At 68.9% G+C, this 18870-nt stretch carries 16 protein-coding genes, 1 tRNA gene and 1 pseudogene; 11 read left to right on the top strand and 7 right to left on the bottom strand.

The features are described 5' to 3' along the window. Positions 1–36: 36 nt before the first annotated feature. On the top strand, positions 37–1233 hold the full coding sequence (locus B9D87_RS11510; RefSeq protein WP_052002557.1) for a L,D-transpeptidase: 1197 nt from the start codon (positions 37–39) through the stop codon (positions 1231–1233). Positions 1234–1239: 6 nt separating this feature from the next. Here the strand turns inward: B9D87_RS11510 and B9D87_RS11505 are convergent, their stop codons facing one another. The 3 genes from B9D87_RS11505 to orn all read right to left on the bottom strand — a co-directional run bounded on the left by B9D87_RS11505 (position 1240) and on the right by orn (position 2542). Beyond that, complete coding sequence (locus B9D87_RS11505) at positions 1240–1644, bottom strand: Rv1352/Rv1906c domain-containing protein (RefSeq protein WP_007774076.1); 405 nt, start codon at positions 1642–1644, stop codon at positions 1240–1242. Between the two features lie 123 nt (positions 1645–1767). After that, positions 1768–1843 (bottom strand) — tRNA-His (locus B9D87_RS11500). Positions 1844–1894: 51 nt separating this feature from the next. Beyond that, positions 1895–2542, bottom strand: a complete 648-nt coding sequence (gene orn / locus B9D87_RS11495; RefSeq protein WP_007774078.1) for an oligoribonuclease — start codon at positions 2540–2542, stop codon at positions 1895–1897. A gap of 210 nt (positions 2543–2752) precedes the next feature. On the opposite strand from orn, the gene B9D87_RS11485 reads away from it, so the two are divergent. Further along, the gene (locus tag B9D87_RS11485) at positions 2753–4330 is read left to right on the top strand and encodes a helicase HerA-like domain-containing protein (protein WP_007774080.1); all 1578 of its coding nucleotides are present in this window, start codon (positions 2753–2755) and stop codon (positions 4328–4330) included. A 3-nt stretch (positions 4331–4333) separates the two neighbouring features. On the opposite strand, the gene cmrA is transcribed toward B9D87_RS11485, so the two are convergent. Continuing rightward, positions 4334–5140, bottom strand: a complete 807-nt coding sequence (cmrA, locus tag B9D87_RS11480; protein ID WP_007774081.1) for a mycolate reductase — start codon at positions 5138–5140, stop codon at positions 4334–4336. 69 nt (positions 5141–5209) lie between these two features. Here cmrA and B9D87_RS11475 point away from each other — a divergent pair. Continuing rightward, positions 5210–6561: pseudogene (locus B9D87_RS11475) on the top strand (MFS transporter). A 20-nt stretch (positions 6562–6581) separates the two neighbouring features. On the opposite strand, the gene B9D87_RS11470 reads toward B9D87_RS11475, so the two are convergent. Then, a complete protein-coding gene (locus B9D87_RS11470) occupies positions 6582–7358 on the bottom strand; it encodes an MmpS family transport accessory protein (RefSeq protein ID WP_040631215.1) in 777 nt (258 codons plus the stop codon). Between the two features lie 63 nt (positions 7359–7421). Next, complete coding sequence (locus B9D87_RS11465; RefSeq protein ID WP_007774085.1) at positions 7422–8078, bottom strand: SACE_7040 family transcriptional regulator; 657 nt, start codon at positions 8076–8078, stop codon at positions 7422–7424. A 194-nt stretch (positions 8079–8272) separates the two neighbouring features. Between B9D87_RS11465 and B9D87_RS11460 the strand changes: the two genes are divergently transcribed. The 8 genes from B9D87_RS11460 (at position 8273) to B9D87_RS11425 (ending at position 17902) form a co-directional block, all read left to right on the top strand. Further along, positions 8273–9859: a carboxyl transferase domain-containing protein gene (locus B9D87_RS11460; RefSeq protein WP_040631266.1), complete on the top strand. Its 1587-nt coding sequence runs from the start codon at positions 8273–8275 to the stop codon at positions 9857–9859. Between the two features lie 5 nt (positions 9860–9864). Beyond that, complete coding sequence (locus tag B9D87_RS11455; protein WP_007774087.1) at positions 9865–11880, top strand: acetyl-CoA carboxylase biotin carboxylase subunit; 2016 nt, start codon at positions 9865–9867, stop codon at positions 11878–11880. Next, positions 11877–13043, top strand: coding sequence for an acyl-CoA dehydrogenase family protein (locus B9D87_RS11450; RefSeq protein WP_007774088.1), 1167 nt, complete (start codon positions 11877–11879; stop codon positions 13041–13043). Before B9D87_RS11455 ends, B9D87_RS11450 begins: the two co-directional genes overlap by 4 nt. Next, complete coding sequence (locus B9D87_RS11445; RefSeq protein WP_415623596.1) at positions 13025–13543, top strand: MaoC family dehydratase; 519 nt, start codon at positions 13025–13027, stop codon at positions 13541–13543. The genes B9D87_RS11450 and B9D87_RS11445 overlap by 19 nt, the downstream gene beginning before the upstream one ends. Further along, positions 13540–14361 (top strand): HpcH/HpaI aldolase/citrate lyase family protein, encoded by an 822-nt coding sequence (locus B9D87_RS11440; RefSeq protein ID WP_007774090.1) that lies wholly within the window; start codon positions 13540–13542, stop codon positions 14359–14361. The genes B9D87_RS11445 and B9D87_RS11440 overlap by 4 nt, the downstream gene beginning before the upstream one ends. Before the next feature lie 251 nt (positions 14362–14612). Continuing rightward, a complete protein-coding gene (gene pdhA / locus B9D87_RS11435; RefSeq protein ID WP_085977861.1) occupies positions 14613–15680 on the top strand; it encodes a pyruvate dehydrogenase (acetyl-transferring) E1 component subunit alpha in 1068 nt (355 codons plus the stop codon). A 9-nt stretch (positions 15681–15689) separates the two neighbouring features. Beyond that, the gene (gene bkdB, locus B9D87_RS11430) at positions 15690–16736 is read left to right on the top strand and encodes a 3-methyl-2-oxobutanoate dehydrogenase subunit beta (protein ID WP_007774094.1); all 1047 of its coding nucleotides are present in this window, start codon (positions 15690–15692) and stop codon (positions 16734–16736) included. Next, positions 16733–17902: a dihydrolipoamide acetyltransferase family protein gene (locus B9D87_RS11425; protein WP_007774095.1), complete on the top strand. Its 1170-nt coding sequence runs from the start codon at positions 16733–16735 to the stop codon at positions 17900–17902. The genes bkdB and B9D87_RS11425 overlap by 4 nt, the downstream gene beginning before the upstream one ends. An 11-nt stretch (positions 17903–17913) precedes the next feature. Here B9D87_RS11425 and B9D87_RS11420 read toward each other — a convergent pair whose 3' ends face one another. Further along, on the bottom strand, positions 17914–18684 hold the full coding sequence (locus B9D87_RS11420) for an enoyl-CoA hydratase (protein ID WP_007774101.1): 771 nt from the start codon (positions 18682–18684) through the stop codon (positions 17914–17916). Between the last annotated feature and the right edge of the window lie 186 nt (positions 18685–18870).

Genomic DNA, 18870 nt, shown 5'->3' with positions numbered 1-18870 from the left:
GGTGACCAACTGAAGATTCATACGGAAGGTCACTGGATGGCGCATTTGCGGAGATGCCGATCGTGGCTGGCAGCCGCGATGGTTCCGATTGCTATGTTCGGTGCCGCCTGCAATGGCAACCACGCGGCCGCACCGGCGAAGGTCATCTTCGACAAGGGCACCCCGCTGGCCGACCTGCTGGTCCCCAAGCTCACCGCCTCGGTGACCGACGGCGCCGTCGGGGTGACCGTGGATGCGCCGGTCACGGTGACCGTCGCCGGCGGCGTGCTCGCGTCGGTCACCATGGTCAACGAGAACGGTAGGTCGATCAGTGGCCAGCTCAGTCCCGACGGGCTGCGCTGGTCGACCACGGAGCAACTCGGCTACAACAGGCGCTACACGCTGAGCGCGAAGGCGACCGGCCTGGGCGGCGCGGCCAGCAAGCAGATGACGTTCGAGACCAGTTCGCCTGCGCACCTGACCATGCCCTACATCAGCCCGGCCGACGGCGACGTGGTGGGCATCGGTGAGCCGGTGGCGATCCGGTTCGACGAGAACATCGCGAACCGCGCGGCCGCCCAGAAGGCCATCAACATCACCACCAACCCTCCGGTCGAGGGCGCGTTCTATTGGCTCAACAATCGCGAAGTGCGCTGGCGCCCCGAGCATTTCTGGAAGTCCGGTACCACCATCGACGTGGCGGTCAACACCTACGGGGTGGACCTGGGCGACGGGATGTTCGGCGAGGACAACGTCAAGACGCATTTCACCATCGGTGACGAGGTGATCTCGACGGCCGACGACACCACGAAGACGGTGACCGTGCGGGTCAACGGTGATGTGGTCAAGACCATGCCGACGTCGATGGGCAAGGACAGCACCCCAACGGCCAACGGCGTCTACATCATTGGGGCGCGGTTCAAGCACATCATCATGGATTCCTCGACCTATGGCGTTCCGGTCAACTCGCCCAACGGATATCGCACCGAAGTCGACTGGGCCACCCAGATGTCCTACAGCGGCGTCTTCGTGCACTCCGCGCCGTGGTCGGTGGGCGCCCAGGGACACACCAACACCAGCCACGGGTGCCTCAACGTGAGCCCGAGCAACGCCGAGTGGTTCTACGACCACAGCAAGAGCGGCGACATCGTCGAGGTGGTGCACACGGTGGGGCCGACGCTGCCGGGCATCGAGGGGCTCGGCGACTGGAACATCCCGTGGGCGCAGTGGAAAGCGGGCAACGCCAACACCTGACGGCGGTCAGTCGATCTTCTGCCACTTCCCGCAACTGCGCGTCATGAACGCGGCGTCGGTCGGCAAGATCTGGACCACCTGCTGGCCGTCTCCGACGTTGTTGTCGATGACGTCGTTGGTGTTGAAACTGCGCAGCCTGGCCCAGTAGCACGCGTTCCTGCCGCCATCGGTGCGATAGGTGCCCGCGGCGATGTCCTTATTGACGATGTAGGTGCCGTTGTTCTCGATCGAGGTCTTGGGGCCCGGCGGGGGCGGCGGGGCGACGGTCTTCGTCACCGTTTTGGTCTCGGCCGGGAGCGTCGACGTGACGGTCGTCGCGGTGTGACTCGACCCGCCGCAGCCCGCGAGGAACAGCGCGAAGCCCGCGAGGAACAGCGCGAAGCCCGCGACAGCCGCCGCGCCCGGGCGCATGCGCCGGTGACGGGACGGGACGGGACGTTGTCTGTTCACTACTTTCCACTCACGGGTGCGTCGGCGCTGCGCGGCGGCGGTAGCACCATAAAAGGTCAGGGAGCTGCGACGCTCCCTGACCGGTGGGGTGGCTGACGGGGCTCGAACCCGCGACATCCAGGATCACAACCTGGTGCTCTACCAGCTGAACTACAGCCACCATGGCCGCCATTCGATCCCTGGGCGGGGTGAACGCGCAGCGACGTCGATACTAACCGGTCGGCGGCTCGGGGGCCGAATCGCTTGGTTTCGGTGCGGCGTTTCCGCCGTCCAGATCCGCGACCACCGCCTCGATTTCGCTGGTAGACGGGCCCGGCGGCGCGATGAACGCGGTTCGCCGGTAGAACTGCAGCTCGCGGATGGACTCGTGGATGTCGGCCAGGGCCCGGTGGGCCAGCCCCTTGACGGGCTGACCGAAGTAAATCCGCGGGTACCAGCGCCGGCACAGCTCTTTGATCGAGCTCACATCGATCATGCGGTAGTGCAGGAAAGAATCCAGGGCGGGCATGTCGCGCACGAGGAAGGCGCGGTCGGTGGCAATCGAGTTGCCGGCCAGCGGCGCCGTCTTGGGCTGCTTGACGTGTTCGCCGATGTAGTCCAGGACCATGGCCTCAGCGGTCGCCACATCGACGGTGGAAGCACGCACCTCGTCGGTCAGCCCGGAGCGCGAGTGCATCTCGGCGACCACGTCACCCATCGCCGCGAGCGCGGCGTCGTCGGCGTGGATCACCACGTCGACCCCCTCGCCGAGAACGTTCAAATCGGCGTCGGTCACCAGCGCCGCGATCTCAATCAGCTTGTCCGAACCCAGATCAAGCCCGGTCATCTCGCAGTCGATCCACACCAATTCGTCTCGCACAGCGCTCAGACTAGTGGCGATCGCAAGCGCGGCGGAGCCGGGCGCGGCGGGTCGCCACCATTGAACCAGTGGCGATCGCAAGCGCGGCGGAGCCGGGCGCGGCGGGTCGCCACCGGTCCCCGCGCCGGACCTCGCCCCGGATGAGCTGGAGAAGTAGGGTGAGCGTTGTCGAACTGCATGCCGAAATCATCGGAAGAGGGGCGCAGCACGATGAGCACCGATTCAGCGGCGACGGCCGCGACGCGGATCGCCGACGGCTACGCCGTCGACGGCCAGGCATTGGAATTGGGAACGGTCGTCATCGACGGCGCGGCGGATCCGACGGCGCAGATCCGTATCCCGTTGGCCACCATCAACAGGCATGGCCTGGTGGCGGGGGCCACCGGAACCGGCAAGACCAAGACGCTGCAACTGATCGCCGAACAGCTCAGCGCCGCGGGCGTGCCGGTGCTGATGGCCGACGTGAAGGGCGACCTGTCCGGGCTGTCCCGGCCCGGCGAAGGCAACGACAAGACTGCCGCGCGGGCCAAGGACACCGGCGACGACTGGGCGCCGACGGGATTTCCGGTCGAGTTCTTGTCGTTGGGCACCAAGGGAATCGGTGTGCCGATCCGTGCGACCGTCGAGAGCTTCGGCCCTGTGCTGTTGTCAAAAGTGCTGGGGCTCAACGCAACTCAAGAGTCGACGTTGGGGTTGATCTTCCATTGGGCCAAGGACCAGAACCGTCCGCTGGTCACCACGGACCATCTGCGCAGTGCCATCGGTTACCTGACCAGCGATGAGGGCAAGGAAGCCCTGAAATCCCTGGGCGGTGTGTCGGCGACGACGGCGGGCGTGATCCTGCGGGCGCTGGTGAACCTCGACGCCGAGGGCGGCGACACCTTCTTCGGCGAACCCAAGCTCGACCCGAACGACCTGCTGCGCACCAACGACCAGGGCCAGGGCATCATCTCGCTGCTGGAGTTCACCGGTCAGTCGGTGCGCCCCGTTATCTTCTCCACCTTCCTGATGTGGTTACTCGCCGACCTGTACACGCAACTTCCCGAGGTCGGCGACGTGGACAGGCCCAAGCTGGTGTTCTTCTTCGACGAGGCGCACCTGCTGTTCGCCGACGCGTCCAAGGCCTTCCTCGAACAGGTCGAACAGACCGTCAAGCTGATCCGGTCGAAGGGTGTCGGGGTGTTCTTCTGTACCCAGCTGCCCACCGACATTCCCAACGACATCCTCTCCCAGTTGGGTGCCCGCGTTCAGCACGCGCTGCGGGCGTTCACGCCCGACGACCAGAAGGCGCTCAGCAGGACCGTCCGCACTTACCCGAAAACCGATGTGTACGACCTGGAGTCGGCGTTGACGTCGCTGGGAATCGGCGAGGCGGTGGTCACCGTGTTGTCCGAGAAGGGCGCACCGACGCCGGTCGCCTGGACCCGGATGCGGGTGCCGCGCTCGCTGATGGCGTCGATCGGCACCGGGGACATCGAGGCCGCGGCGAAAAAGAGTCCGCTGCAGGCGAAGTATGGCCAGACGGCTACCCAGCCCGCGCAGCCCCAGGCCGCCCCGGCGCCGCAGGCCCAACCCGCGCCGCAGCCGCCGCAGACCCAGGCCGGCTACCCGCCCGTCCCGCCGAACGAGCCGGTGCCGCCGATGCCGGAGCCGGCGGAGCCGAAGGGGCCGAAGGGGCCCTCCATGTGGGAGGAAGTGCTGCAGAACCCGACCGTGAAAAGCGGCATCAACACCGCGATACGCGAAGCGGTCAAAAGCATCTTCGGGTCCGGGCGGCGCCGCAAGTAGCGCCTACCCGCCGCCCAGCTTCTTGTAGAACGCGCCGACGATGGGCGCCACGATGGCGCGCGGGCCGTAGCCACTGGCGACCGACATGGCCTTCGATGTCAGGCCCGGGACGACGCGCATCTTGTTGCGCGCCAACGCATCCAGCGACACCCGCGCGGTGTGCTCGGTCGAGATCCACAGGAAGTCCGGCACCAGCCGCTCCACGATCGAGGCCTCGGTGTCGTCGGGCAGGTCGGTGCGCACCGGGCCCGGCGCCAGCAGCGTCACGTTGACACCGGACCCGCGCAGCTCGCCGCGCAACGATTCGCTGAAGGTGTTCGCGAACGCCTTGGTGGCCGCGTAGGTGGCGTTGTAGGGGATCGGCGAATTGCCCGCCGCCGAACCCGAAATCAATATCCCGCCGGACCGACGCTCGACCATTCCCGGCAGCACCGCCAACGTAAGGTCGTGCACTCCAAGGACATTCAGCTGCAGCTGGGCCTTTTCGCCGGCCGGGTCGAGAGTGGCGACCGGACCGAAGGTTGCGGTGCCCGCGTTGGCGCACAGGATCGAGATCGGGCGGGCGGCGAGCTCGTCGCACAGCTTCGCGCGTTCGCCCGGGTCGGCCAGGTCGGCGGGGCGCACGTCGACGATGACGCCGTACTGTCCGGTCAGGCGGGCGGCCAGGTCCTTGAGCAGGTCCTCGCGGCGCGCGGTGACGATCAGGTGGTGCCCGCGTGCGGCGAGTTCGGTGGCCAGCGCTTCACCGATGTTCTGCGAAGCTCCGGTCACAACGGCGCGCGCCTCGGGGCTTGGGGCGGGTAGCGGCATGCGCCAATCGTAGACAGCGGGCGAAACGCGGCCCGCAGGCGATCGCGGGCGCCTATAGAGTTGCCGGGGATGAGCCAGCCGGAGTCGCGTTCTGCCACGCCCGCGCGATCGCGGGTGGTGGCGTGGGCGCTCTGGGACTGCGGCTCGACCGGCCTGAACGCCATCGTGGCGACCTTCGTCTTCGCCGTCTACCTGACAAGCAGCGTCGGGGTGGGAATATCCGGCGCCACCACGCCGGCGAGCTGGTTGGGCCGCGCGGCGGCCATTGCCGGGCTGACCGTCGCCGTGCTCGCGCCCGCCGTCGGCGTGTGGGTGGAGTCCCCGCACCGCAGGCGGGTGGCGCTGAGCGTGCTGACCGCCGCGGCGGTGACGCTGACCTGCCTGATGTTCTTCATCCACGACCGCCCCGGCTACCTCTGGGCCGGTCTGGTGCTGCTCGGGCCACGGCGGCCTGCGGTGACCTGGCCAGCGTCCCGTACAACGCCATGCTGCGTCAGCTCTCGACCCCGCAGACGGCCGGGCGGATATCCGGATTCGGCTGGGCGGCGGGATATGTCGGGAGCGTCCTGCTCCTGCTGGTGATCTACACCGGCTTCATCTCCGGATCCGGCAAGGGGTCCGACGCGACACGTGGCCTGCTGCGAGTTCCCTTGCGGGACGGGCTGTATGTCCGCGAGGCGATGGTGGTGGCGGCGATCTGGTTCGCGGTGCTGGCGCTGCCCCTGCTCTTCGTCGCGCACCGGCTGACCGAGTCGTCGGAGGGGTATCAGCCGACGAGCATGCTGGGCGGGTATCGCAAGCTGTGGACCGAGGTCGCCGCGGAATGGCGGCGCGACCGCAACCTGGTGTACTTCCTGTTCGCCAGCGCGCTCTTCCGGGACGGGCTGGCGGCGATCTTCGCGTTCGGTGCGGTGCTCGGCGTCAACGTGTACGGCATCTCGCAGGCCGACGTCCTGATCTTCGGGGTGGCGGCCAGCGTGGTCGCCGCGGTGGGCGCGGTGCTCGGTGGGTTCGTCGACCACCGCGTCGGATCGAAGCCCGTCATCGTGGCGTCACTGTCCGCGATCGTCGTCCTGGGACTGACCCTGATGGCGCTGTCCGGGCCGGTGGCCTTCTGGGTGTGCGGGCTGCTGCTGTGCATGTTCATCGGGCCGTCGCAGTCGTCGTCGCGGGCCCTGCTGCTGCACATGGCCAAGCACGGCCGGGAAGGCGTGGCGTTCGGCCTCTACACCATGACCGGGCGGGCGGTGGCCTTCGTGGCGCCGTGGCTGTTCTCGGTGTTCGTCGACGTCTTCGGCGCCGTGCGGGCCGGCCTGGGCGGCATTTCGCTGGTGCTGATCGCCGGGCTGCTGGCGATGCTGGCCGTCCGGGTTCCGGTGCGCGGCGGCCCGGTGGCCGAACCCGCGGCCGAGCCGTCCTAGCCGGCTGCGGTGGCGCCTTGCTAGCCGCGGGCGTCGCAGATCGTCAGGCCGCCGCCGACGCGCTTGCTGACCTGAACCCCGTCGACGGTGAGCGTGCAGGTGACGCTGTGGCCGATGTTGACGACGGTGACGTTGGCCGGGTGGTTAGCCGATTTCGACAGGCTGACCTCCTTGCTCCACGGCAGCGCGACGTTGAATTCGGTCTGGATGAGGCCGCCGGTATCGATGTACATGATGCTGATCGCGCGGCCCTCGCCTGAGACGGTGTAGACGACGTCCTGCATCGCGGCCGGCCCGGTCGTCTCGGGCGGCAGCTCGGGGCCGCTGGTCGGCGGAATCGGGGCCGGGATGAGCGACGGCGACCGGTGCGGCGACGTCGTCGTCGTTTCCGGGCTCGTCTCCGGCATCGCCGGCAGCGGCGGGACGGCGGTCTGGGTCTTGATCGCGTTGTTCGCCAGCACCAGGGCAATCACCAGCGCGACGACCAGCAGCACCGCCGCGCCGGCGCCGAGCCACAACCAGCGTGACGATTTCGGGCCGCTGGGCGGCGGGGGAGCCAGGTCCGGCGGCAGGTCGCCCGACGGGGGCAGGTCCTGCTGCCAGTACGCGGGCAGCTGCTTGGTGGTGTTCGCGTCGTTCGGGGTGGGCGCCCAGGGCGGCGTCGCCCCGCCGTAGCTCTGCGCGTAGGGCATCTGGTCGGCGTACGCGGGGTCGGCCGGCGGCGCGTACCTCGGTGGCTGTGGCCCCGGCCGCGATGTAGGAAACCGCTCGGTGGGACGTGAATCGTTCATGTCCACCTCATGGCTTGCAGGGTACCTGGGCTCGGTGTTAAGCCCCTGAGTCACCTTACGGCGCAGCGCTCACGGGCACTGATTTCCGGCCGCGAGCGCGGCCACTGTCATCGCCCGCATCACGGCGCGTGACCTCGCCGCGCGGACGGTCTTGCTGCGCGAGGTATCCGGGGATTTCATGCTGTGCGGCGTCGAGTTCAGCAGCCCGAACACGGCGTGCGCGGCCAGCCGGGCATCGGCCTCGGCCAGCTCCGGGTTGAGCTCCCGCAGCACGCCCACCCAGACCTCGACGTATTGCCGCTGGGATTTGCGCACCTGCTTTTCGGCGGCCGCCGGCAGGTATGCGAGGTCGCGATCCTGGATGCGAATCAGGTCGGGCTCGTTGAACACGAAGTCCAGATGGAAGTCGATCAGCCCGTCGAGGGCCGCGGCCGCGTCGCGGCTGCCCGCCTGCACCTGCCGGGCGCCGGCGAGCAGCCGGGTGCTGATGCCCACCAGCAACTCGACCAGCAGCGACTCCTTGTTCGGGAAATGCCGGTAGATGGCCGGACCGCTCACCCCGGCGGCCGCCCCGATGTCTTCCAGCCGCACCGCGAGGAACCCGCGCTCGGCGAACAATCGCTCGGCGGCGGACAGCAGTTGTAGCCGACGGTCGGACTTCAACTGACTTCGGCGATTTGGGGCGTCAGCGGGACCGGCCTGGCCCTCGGAGGCGGACGCTGTCATGACGGACCTCCGTCTGGTCAACTGGCCCCAACCTAGCACGAGTTATTCACGATTAACTCGGGATTTGTGCCGGCCGCGGTGCTCCCTGGACCGCTAACGACGGCAATGGTATTCTCGGCCCTTGAGTTAATGAGCATTAACTCAAAGCGCGCCCGCACGACGGCAAGGAGGCTGCTGCGGCGATGGACAACGTGGTGACCTCACCCGCCAAGGCCGAGGCGTCGTTCGCCGATGAGCACCGCCGGCTGGTGGGCGAGTTGAACGCCAAGCTGGCGGCGGCCGCATTGGGTGGCAACGAGCGCGCACGGGAACGTCACGTCAGCCGCGGCAAACTGCTGCCCCGCGAACGGGTGGACCGCCTCCTCGACCCGGGCAGCCCGTTTTTGGAGCTCTCCCCGCTGGCCGCGGACGGCATGTACGGCGACGAATCTCCCGGGGCCGGGATCATCACCGGCATCGGCCGCGTGTCGGATCGCGAGTGCGTGATCGTGGCCAACGACGCGACGGTCAAGGGCGGCACCTACTACCCGATGACGGTCAAAAAGCATCTGCGCGCCCAAGAGGTGGCGCTGCAGAATCGGCTCCCGTGCATCTACCTGGTGGACTCGGGGGGTGCGTTCCTGCCCCGCCAGGACGAGGTCTTCCCCGACCGCGAGCACTTCGGGCGCATCTTCTACAACCAGGCGACCATGAGCGCCAAGGAGATTCCGCAAGTGGCCGCCGTGCTCGGTTCCTGCACGGCCGGCGGCGCCTACGTGCCCGCCATGAGCGACGAGGCCGTCATCGTCCGCGAGCAGGGCACCATCTTCCTGGGGGGTCCGCCCCTGGTCAAGGCGGCGACCGGCGAGATCGTGTCGGCCGAAGACCTCGGCGGCGGCGACCTGCACTCCCGGGTCTCCGGCGTCACCGACCACCTCGCCGAGGACGACGAGCACGCGCTGCGGATCGTGCGCGCGATCGCGGCCACGTTCGGCCCGCGCGGGCCCAGCCCGTGGGAGGTGCGATCCCCGGTCCCGCCCCGGTGCGCCCAGACGGAGCTCTACGACGTCGTTCCCCCGGATCCGCGGGTGCCCTACGACGTGCACGAGGTCATCGTGCGACTGGTCGACGGCGGCGAAGTCAGCGAATTCAAGGCCAACTACGGCAAGACGCTGGTGACCGCGTTCGCCCACATTCACGGCCACCCCGTGGGCATCGTGGCCAACAACGGCGTGCTCTTCAGCGAATCCGCCCTGAAGGGCGCGCATTTCATCGAGTTGTGCGACAAGCGCAAGATCCCGCTGCTGTTCTTGCAGAACATCGCCGGCTTCATGGTCGGCCGTGACTACGAGGCCGGCGGCATCGCCAAGCACGGCGCCAAGATGGTCACCGCCGTGGCCTGCGCGCGAGTGCCCAAGCTGACCGTGGTAATCGGTGGATCCTATGGAGCCGGCAACTATTCGATGTGCGGCCGGGCGTATTCGCCGCGTTTCCTGTGGATGTGGCCCAACGCCCGCATCTCGGTGATGGGCGGAGAACAGGCCGCGTCGGTGCTGGCCACCGTGCGCGGCGAGCAACTCGCCGGCGCGGGCAAGCCGTGGTCGGCCGATGAGGAAGAGGCGTTCAAGGCGCCCATTCGCGAGCAGTACGAAAGTCAGGGCAACCCCTACTATTCCACGGCCCGGCTGTGGGACGACGGGATCATCGACCCCGCCGACACCAGAACCTTTGTCGGGCTGGCTCTTTCGGTGTGCGCCCAAGCGCCGCTGGAACCCGTCTCCTACGGCGTCTTTCGGATGTGAGTGCAGTGTTCGAGACCGTACTAGTGGCCAACCGCGGCGAGATCGCGGTGCGCGTGATCCGGACCCTGCGCCGGCTGGGCATCCGCTCGGTCGCCGTCTACAGCGATCCCGACGAGAGCGCGCGGCACGTGCTCGAGGCCGACGAAGCGGTGCGGCTGGGCCCCGCGGCGGCGCGCGAGAGCTACCTGAACATCGACAAGGTCGTCGGGGCGGCCGCGCGCACCGGATCGCAAGCGATCCACCCCGGCTACGGATTCCTCTCCGAGAACGCCGATTTCGCCGCGGCCTGCGAGCGGGCCGGGGTGGTGTTCCTGGGGCCGCCGGCCCAGGCGATCCAGGTGATGGGCGACAAGATCACCGCCAAGAACGCCGTGGCCGCCTTCGACGTCCCGGTGGTGCCCGGTGTCGCCAGGCCCGGGCTGAGCGACGACGAGCTGGTCGCGGCCGCGGACGAGGTCGGATACCCGGTGCTGATCAAACCGTCGGCCGGCGGTGGCGGCAAGGGCATGCGGTTGGTGGAGGAACCGGGCAGGCTGCGCGAGGCGCTGGTGGGCGCGCGGCGCGAGGCGGCGTCGTCGTTCGGGGACGACACCCTGTTCCTGGAGCGATTCGTGTTGCGGCCCAGGCACATCGAGGTCCAGGTGCTCGCGGACACGCACGGCAACGTCGTGCACCTCGCCGAGCGCGAATGCAGCCTGCAGCGCCGTCACCAGAAGGTGATCGAGGAGGCGCCGTCGCCGCTGCTCGACGAGGCGACGCGGGCGCGCATCGGGGCGGCCGCCTGCAACACCGCGCGCAGCGTCGAGTACGTCGGCGCGGGCACCGTCGAGTTCATCGTCTCCGCGGACCGGCCCGACGAGTTCTTCTTCATGGAGATGAACACCCGCCTGCAGGTCGAGCATCCGGTCACCGAGGCCGTCACCGGGCTGGACCTGGTCGAGTGGCAGCTTCGGGTGGCCGCCGGGGAGAAGCTGGGATTCGCCCAGGACGACATCGAACTGCGCGGGCACGCCATCGAGGCCCGGGTGTATGCCGAGGATCCGGCCCGGGGCTTCCTGCCGACGGGTGGGCGGGTGCTGCAGGTGTCCGAGCCGTCCGGTGCTGGTGTGCGGGTCGACTCCTCGCTGCTGGCGGGCACGCTGGTCGGCAGCGACTACGACCCGATGCTGAGCAAGGTGATCGCCCACGGCGGCGACCGCGCCGAGGCGCTGGCGAAGCTCGACCGGGCGTTGAGCCGAACCGCGATCCTGGGTGTGGTGACCAACATCGAATTCCTCCGGTTCCTGCTCGCCGACGAGCGGGTGCAGGCCGGCGACCTGGACACCGCGCTGCTGGACGAGCGGCTGGCCGACTACGCCCCGCTGCCGGCCCCCGACGACGTGCTGGCGGCGGCGGGCCTCTATCGGCAATCGGCCTTGGCGCTGTGGGCTCGCCGCTTCGCGGGCAACGCCTGGGCGGCGCCGACGGGCTGGCGCGTGGGGGGTAGCCCGGCCCCGGTTCGCACCGACATGCGCACCCCGCTGCGCAGTGAGACGGTCTCGGTGTGGGGGCCGCCCGAGGCGGCCACAGTGCAGGTCGGTGAGGGCGAAACACTCTCCGCCGCAGCACAAGTCGAGGCGACGCGGATGAGCGTGACACTGGACGGGGTGCGACGGGACTACCGTTGGGCCGAGGCCGACCGGCACCTCTGGATCGCCGACGAGCGTGGAACCTGGCACCTGCGTGAGGCCGAGGAGAACAAGATCCACCGCGCCGCGGGCGCGCAGCGGGCCGAGATCGTCAGCCCGATGCCCGGCAGCGTGATCGCGGTTCAGGCATCTTCGGGCACCGACGTTTCCGAGGGCGACGTGGTGGTCGTCGTCGAGGCGATGAAGATGGAACATTCGCTTGCCGCACCGGTTTCCGGTCAGGTGGAGGTGCTGGTCTCCGTCGGCGACCAGGTGACGGTGGATCAGGTGCTGGCCCGGCTGGTGCCCGAAGAGCCCAGCGCGGCAGCCGATTCGAGTAAGGACGCATCATGACCACATCCATTACCGCGGGGGCGTTACCCAAGGAGTATCAGGACCTTCGCGACACGGTCGCGGAGTTCGCGCGCACCGTGGTTGCCCCGGTGTCGGCCAAACACGATGAGGAGCACAGCTTCCCGTACGAAGTCGTGGCCAAGATGGGCGAGATGGGCCTGTTCGGCCTGCCGTTCCCCGAGGAGTACGGCGGCATGGGCGGCGACTACTTCGCGTTGTCGCTGGCGCTCGAGGAACTCGGCAAGGTCGACCAGTCGGTGGCCATCACGCTGGAGGCCGGCGCCAGCCTCGGCGCGATGCCGATCTACCGGTTCGGCACCGAGGAGCAAAAGCAGAAGTGGCTGCCGGACCTGACCGCCGGCCGCGCGCTCGCCGGCTTCGGGCTCACCGAGCCCGGGGCGGGCTCGGACGCCGGCGGGACCCGCACCACCGCGCGCCTCGACAACGGCGACTGGGTGATCAACGGCAGCAAGCAATTCATCACCAACTCCGGCACCGACATCACCTCGCTGGTCACCGTCACCGCCGTCACCGGAACCGCCGCGAACGGCAAGAAGGAGATCTCCTCGATCATCGTGCCCAGCGGCACACCGGGATTCACCGTCGAACCGGTGTACAGCAAGGTCGGCTGGAACGCGTCGGACACCCACCCGCTCAGCTTCGACGACGCCCGCGTCCCGGAGGAGAACCTGCTGGGTGCCCGCGGCACCGGCTACTCGGGTTTCCTGTCGATCCTGGACGAGGGCCGCATCGCGATCGCCGCGCTGGCGACCGGAGCGGCGCAGGGCTGCGTCGACGAAAGCGTCAAGTACGCCAAGGAACGCCAGGCGTTCGGCCAGCCGATCGGCGCCTACCAGGCGATCAGCTTCAAGATCGCGCGGATGGAGGCGCGGGCCCACGTGGCGCGCACCGCCTACTACGATGCGGCGGCAAAGATGTTGGCGGGCAAACCCTTCAAGAAGGAGGCGGCTATCGCGAAGATGATCGCCTCGGAGGCGGCGATGGACAACGCCCGCGACGCGACCCAGATCCACGGGGGCTACGGCTTCATGAACGAATATCCGGTGGCGCGGCACTACCGCGACAGCAAGATCCTCGAAATCGGCGAAGGGACCACCGAAGTGCAGTTGATGCTGATCGCGCGATCGCTGGGGCTCTCGTGACCGACCAAGGCGGCAAGTCGGTTGTCCAGCGCGGCTTGTGGTTTGAGGAGTACGAGATCGGCACCACCTACCTGCACCGCCCCGGCCGGACGGTCACCGAGGCCGACAACGTCTTGTTCACCACGCTGACCATGAACACCCAGTCGCTGCACCTCGACGCGGCGTGGGCGGCCGAGCAGCCGGGCTTTCGCGGCGAACGGCTGGTGAACTCCATGTTCACCCTGTCCACTGTGGTGGGATTGTCGGTGTCGCAGCTGACGCTCGGCACCATCGTGGCCAACCTGGGCTTCTCCGAGGTGTCCTTCCCCAAGCCGGTGTTCCACGGCGACACCCTGTACGCGGAGACCGTGTGCACGGGCAAGCGCGAATCGAAGAGCCGGCCCGGCGAGGGCATCGTCACCCTCGAGCACACGGGGCGCAACCAGCACGGCGACGTCGTCGCGCGGGCCGTGCGCACCACGCTGGTGCAAAAGCGCCCGAGCGAGGAGGGGACCGCGTGAACCTGCAAGCCGCTGGGCCCGGCTGGCTGTTCTGCCCGGCCGACCGTCCAGAACGCTTCGCCAAGGCCGCCGCCGCCGCCGACGTGGTGATCCTCGACCTCGAGGACGGCGTGGCCGAGGCGGACAAGCCCGCGGCGCGCAAGGCGTTGCGGGAGACGCCGCTGGACCCCGAGCGCACCGTGGTGCGGATCAACGCGGCCGACACCGCCGAATACCCGCTCGACCTCGAGGCCCTCGCCGGCACCGCGTACACCACCGTGATGCTGTCCAAGACCGAATCCGCCGCCCAGGTGACGGCACTGGCGCCGCGCGAGGTGATCGCGCTGCTGGAGACGCCGCGCGGTGCGGTGTTCGCCACCGAGATCGCGGCGGCACCGGGCACCGTCGCGCTGATGTGGGGCGCCGAGGACCTGGTCGCCACGCTCGGCGGCAGCTCCAGCCGCAAGGCCGACGGCAGCTACCGCGACGTCGCCCATCACGTCCGGTCGACGGCCCTGCTCACGGCGTCCACCTTCGGCAGGGTCGCGCTCGACGCGGTGCACCTGGACATCCGGGACCTCGACGGCCTGCGGGACGAGGCCGAGGACGCCGTCGCGCTGGGCTTCGCCGGAACGGTGTGCATCCACCCGAGCCAGATCGCGGTGGTGCGCGCGGCGTATCGCCCCAGCGAGGAGCGGCTGGACTGGGCACGACGGGTGCTGGCGGCGGCGCGCTCCGAGCGCGGGGTCTTCGCGTTCGAGGGGCAGATGGTCGACTCGCCGGTGCTCAAGCACGCGCAGATGACATTGCGCAGGGCGGGTGAGACCGTCCCCGAGTGACACCGGGGCAGGCCCGCGCGGCGAGGCGCGACACGCTGCGGCGTCGTCGCAATCAGCCCGGTCTCTTCTCATTTGAGCGCATAATGGGGAGTACGTCAGTGTCGCGGCGAGCGAAGCCTTTCGTGTAACTGGCGATTGATCTCCGCTCGCGGTAGGTCCCGGCTGACCGTGTGCCGGGATCCGCTGTGGCTCATCGGGCCACGCGGCACCCCGGCGAGGGAGGCGGTGTGGCGCAAGTGTCTTCGGTGCCGATGACTGTCGATCTCGAGCCGGTGCAGCTCGTCGCGCCCGATGGCTCACCGACGCCCGAAGATCGCTACAGCCGTGAGCTTCCCGCGGAGACGCTGAGCTGGCTCTACGAGATGATGGTGGTCACCCGCGAGCTGGACGGCGAATTCGTCAACCTCAAGCGGCAAGGCGAGCTAGGGCTGTTCGCCTCCTGCCACGGGCAGGAAGCCGCCCAGGTCGGTGCCGCGGCCTGCCTGCGCAAGACGGACTGGTTGTTTCCCCAATACCGGGAACTCGGAGCATTTTTGGTGCGCGGCATCCCGCCAGGGCACGTGGGGGCCGCGTGGCGCGGAACCTGGCATGGCGGCCTGGACTTCACCAAGAAGTGCTGCGCCCCGCTGTCGATTCCGATCGGCACCCAGACCCTGCACGCGGTGGGGGCGGCGATGGCCGCCCAACGCCTGGGCGAGGATTCGGTGACCATGGCGTTCCTCGGCGACGGTGCCACCAGCGTGGGGGATGTTCACGAGGCGCTGAACTTCGCGGCAGTGTTCACCACGCCCTGCGTGTTTTTCGTGCAGAACAACCAGTGGGCGATCTCGGTGCCGATATCCAAGCAGACCGCCGCTCCGTCATTGGCGCACAAGGCAATCGGCTACGGTATGCCCGGAATCCGGGTGGACGGCAATGACGTGTTGGCCTGCTATGCGGTGACCGCCGAGGCCGCCGCACGCGCCCGCGCCGGCGGCGGCCCGACATTGATCGAGGCGGTCACCTACCGCCTGGCCCCGCACACCACATCCGATGATCCGAGTCGGTACCGCACGCAAGACGAAGTCGACCACTGGGCCGCGCTGGAACCGATCGCGCGGTACCGCAATTACCTGCAAGGGCAGGGCCTGTGGTCGCAGCGACTGGAAGAACGGGTCGCCGCCCGCGCGAAGCGGATGCGGGCCGAATTGCGCGACGCAGTGTTCGACGCACCCGATTTCGACATCGACGAGGTGTTCACGTCGGTGTACGCCGAGATCACGCCGGGACTACAGGCGCAGCGCAGGCAGCTGCGGGCCGAACTCGACCGAAGTGATTGAGAGGCGTCCATGACCCAGCTCGCTGATCGCCCGGCCGGCCACGACGAAACACTCACCGCGGCAGTGCAGGACGTCGCGCAGTCGTTGACCATGGTGCAGGCGCTCAACCGCGCGCTGCACGACGCGATGGCCGCCGATGACCGGGTGCTGGTGTTCGGCGAGGACGTCTCGGTCGAGGGCGGGGTGTTTCGGGTTACCGAGGGACTGGCCTCGGCGTTCGGCGAAAGCCGCTGCTTTGACACGCCACTGGCCGAGTCCGCCATCATCGGGATCGCGGTGGGGCTGGCGCTGCGCGGCTTCGTGCCGGTACCCGAGATCCAGTTCGACGGGTTTTCCTATCCGGCATTCGATCAGGTGGTCAGCCACCTGGCCAAGTACCGCACGCGCACCCGCGGCGAAATCAACATGCCGGTGACGGTCCGCATCCCGTCATTCGGGGGAATCGGTGCCGCCGAGCATCATTCGGACTCCACCGAGTCGTACTGGGCCCACACCGCCGGCCTGAAAGTGGTGGTGCCGTCCAGCCCGGCCGACGCGTATTGGCTGCTGCGCCACGCGATCACCTGTCCGGATCCGGTCATGTATTTGGAGCCCAAGCGCCGGTATCAGGGTCGCGGCCTGGTCGACGTCACCCGGCCCGAACCGCCGATCGGCCAGGCGATGGTGCGCCGCCCCGGCGCCGACGTGACCGTCGTGACCTACGGCAGCCTGGTCGGCACGGCGGTCAATACCGCGGAAGACGCGCAGCGGGAACGTGGTTGGAGCCTGGAGGTCATCGATCTGCGGTCGCTGGTGCCGCTGGATTTCGACACCGTCGCCTCGTCGATCCACCGCACCGGGCGTTGCGTGGTGATGCACGAGGGGCCGCGCAGCCTGGGGTATGGGGCCGGTCTGGCCGCCCGAATTCAGGAGGAGTTGTTCTACGAGCTGGAGGCGCCGGTGTTGCGCGCCTGCGGGTTTGACACCCCGTACCCGCCGGCGCGGCTGGAGAAGTGGTGGCTGCCCGGTCCCGACCGGCTGCTGGATTGCGTCGAACGGGTGTTGGCGCAGCCATGAGCGACGAGCGGGTCAAGTCGTTTCGGGTCCCCGACCTCGGCGAGGGACTGGAAGAAGTCACGGTGACCCAATGGCACGTGGCGGTCGGCGACGACGTCGAACTCAATCAGCTGCTGTGCACGGTGGAGACCGCCAAGGCCGAAGTGGAGATCCCGAGCCCGTACGCCGGGCGGATCGTCGAACGCAACGGCGCCGAAGGCGATGTGATCGACGTCGGGGCGGTGTTGCTGCGGATCGACACGGCGCCGCTGGACGGTGACCTGCCGTCAGTCGAAACCGAGGCGCCCACGTTGGTCGGTTATGGCGCCGACTCCGGCATCGACACCAGCCGGCGCACCACCCGTCCGCTCGCCGCCCCTCCGGTGCGCAAGTTGGCCAAGGAGTTGATGGTGGACCTCAACTCGGTGCAGCACGGCGCCGGTGCCATCATCACCCGGGAGGACGTGTTGTCGGCGGCCCGCGGCAACGGCAACGGCGCCGACGTTCGGCCGGTCCTGGGTGTGCAGGCCCGGATGGCGGAGAGAATGACGCTGTCGCACAGGGAGATTCCCGCGGCCAAGGTCGGTGTCGAGGTCGACTGCACCGAGCTGGTCCGGCTCTCCGGCCGGTTCCGGTCGGCGGAGGAGACCATCACGCCGTTCGCGCTCGTGCTGCGTTTGCTTGTCATCGCGCTGCGTCACCACGAGATGCTGAACTCGACCTGGGCCGACTCCCCGCAGGGGCCGCAGGTGCGCGTCGATCACCGGGTGCACCTGGGCATCGCCACGGCCACCGAACGCGGGCTGCTCGTCCCGGTGGTCGTCGACGCCCACACCAAGACCACTCGCGAATTAGCCGGCCGCGCAGCTGAATTGATCTCCGGTGCGCGTGCGGGCAGCCTGGGGCCCGGGGAATTGCGGGGCTCGACGTTCACCGTGACGAATTTCGGGGCGCTGGGCGCGGACGACGGGGTGCCGGTGATCAACCATCCCGAAGCGGCCATCCTGGGCATGGGTGCGATCAAGCCGCGGCCCGTCGTGCGGGGCGCAGAGATCGTCGCGCGCCCGACGATGTCGTTGACGTGTGTGTTCGACCATCGCATCGCCGACGGCGCCCAGGCCGCCCGATTCGTCTGCGAGCTCAGGGATCTGATCGAGTCACCCGAAACCGCGCTACTGGATCTGTAGCTCTCGCGGCTCTAGCGGCGTTGCGCAGCGGCCAAACGCTCTGCGAATTCCGGTGATTGGATGGAATAGGACTGCGGCCCGAGTTCGGCGCGCATCGCGAGTTCGTGCTGCTCGTTGTCCAGCGATCCCGGGCTGACGGTGGCGCGCATGGTGGCCTTGGTCGCCAGCACCACTTCCCGCGGAGCCGCCGCCGGGCCGGCGGCCAGCTCCAGCGCCGCGGCGACCGGATCGTCGGCCACGGTCAGTGCCAAGCCGTGTCGCACGGCGGCGTCGGCGTCGAAGCGCATGCCGAACAGCAGGGCCGCCCGGGCGACCTGCGGGCCGACCGCGCGCTGCAGCATCCACGTCGCACCGCCGCCGGGGTGGAGCCCCAGCTTCTGGAATCGCGCGTCGAAAACGGCGGCCGGTCCGGCGATGCGCACGTCGGCCGCCAGGGCCAGATTCAGCCCCGCGCCCACCGCGGCGCCGTTGACCGCGGCGATGGTGGGCAGCCGGCAACCGCCGACGGCCATGAAACCGTCATAAAGCTGTTGCAGGCCCGTCTCGGCCGCTCCGCCGCCGGCAGCGCCGAGGGCAGCGAGATCGGCGCCCGCGCAGAACGCCTTGCCCGCCCCGGTGACCACCACCGCGTGCACGTCGGGGTCGGCTTCGGCCCGCTCGACGGCCTGGCGCAGGTGCGCGGACGACTCGGCCGTGATCGCGTTGCGGCGATCGGGATCGTTGACGGTGATGAGCGCGACGCGGTTGGTGACGTGGTAATGGATGACTTCGGACTGGGCCATCGGGCACCTCCGGCTTCGCGTATCGGCTGTGGATCCGCCCGACCTCACCGGTCCATCGGCGGCAGCGTCACGGGCCAGGTAAGACTACTTCGAGCCGCCGGAGCCGGGTTGGCCGGTGCGAGCCGTGACTGGCGAGAACGAGCGGGAAATGGCGGGCATTGCAGACCGGCGCCCCCGCCGAGATTG

It is taken from the genome of Mycobacterium colombiense CECT 3035 (assembly GCF_002105755.1).
GTDB lineage: Bacteria > Actinomycetota > Actinomycetes > Mycobacteriales > Mycobacteriaceae > Mycobacterium > Mycobacterium colombiense.
Note: the sequence above shows the minus strand (reverse complement) of the source record. Positions and strands in the feature narration are given on the sequence as shown.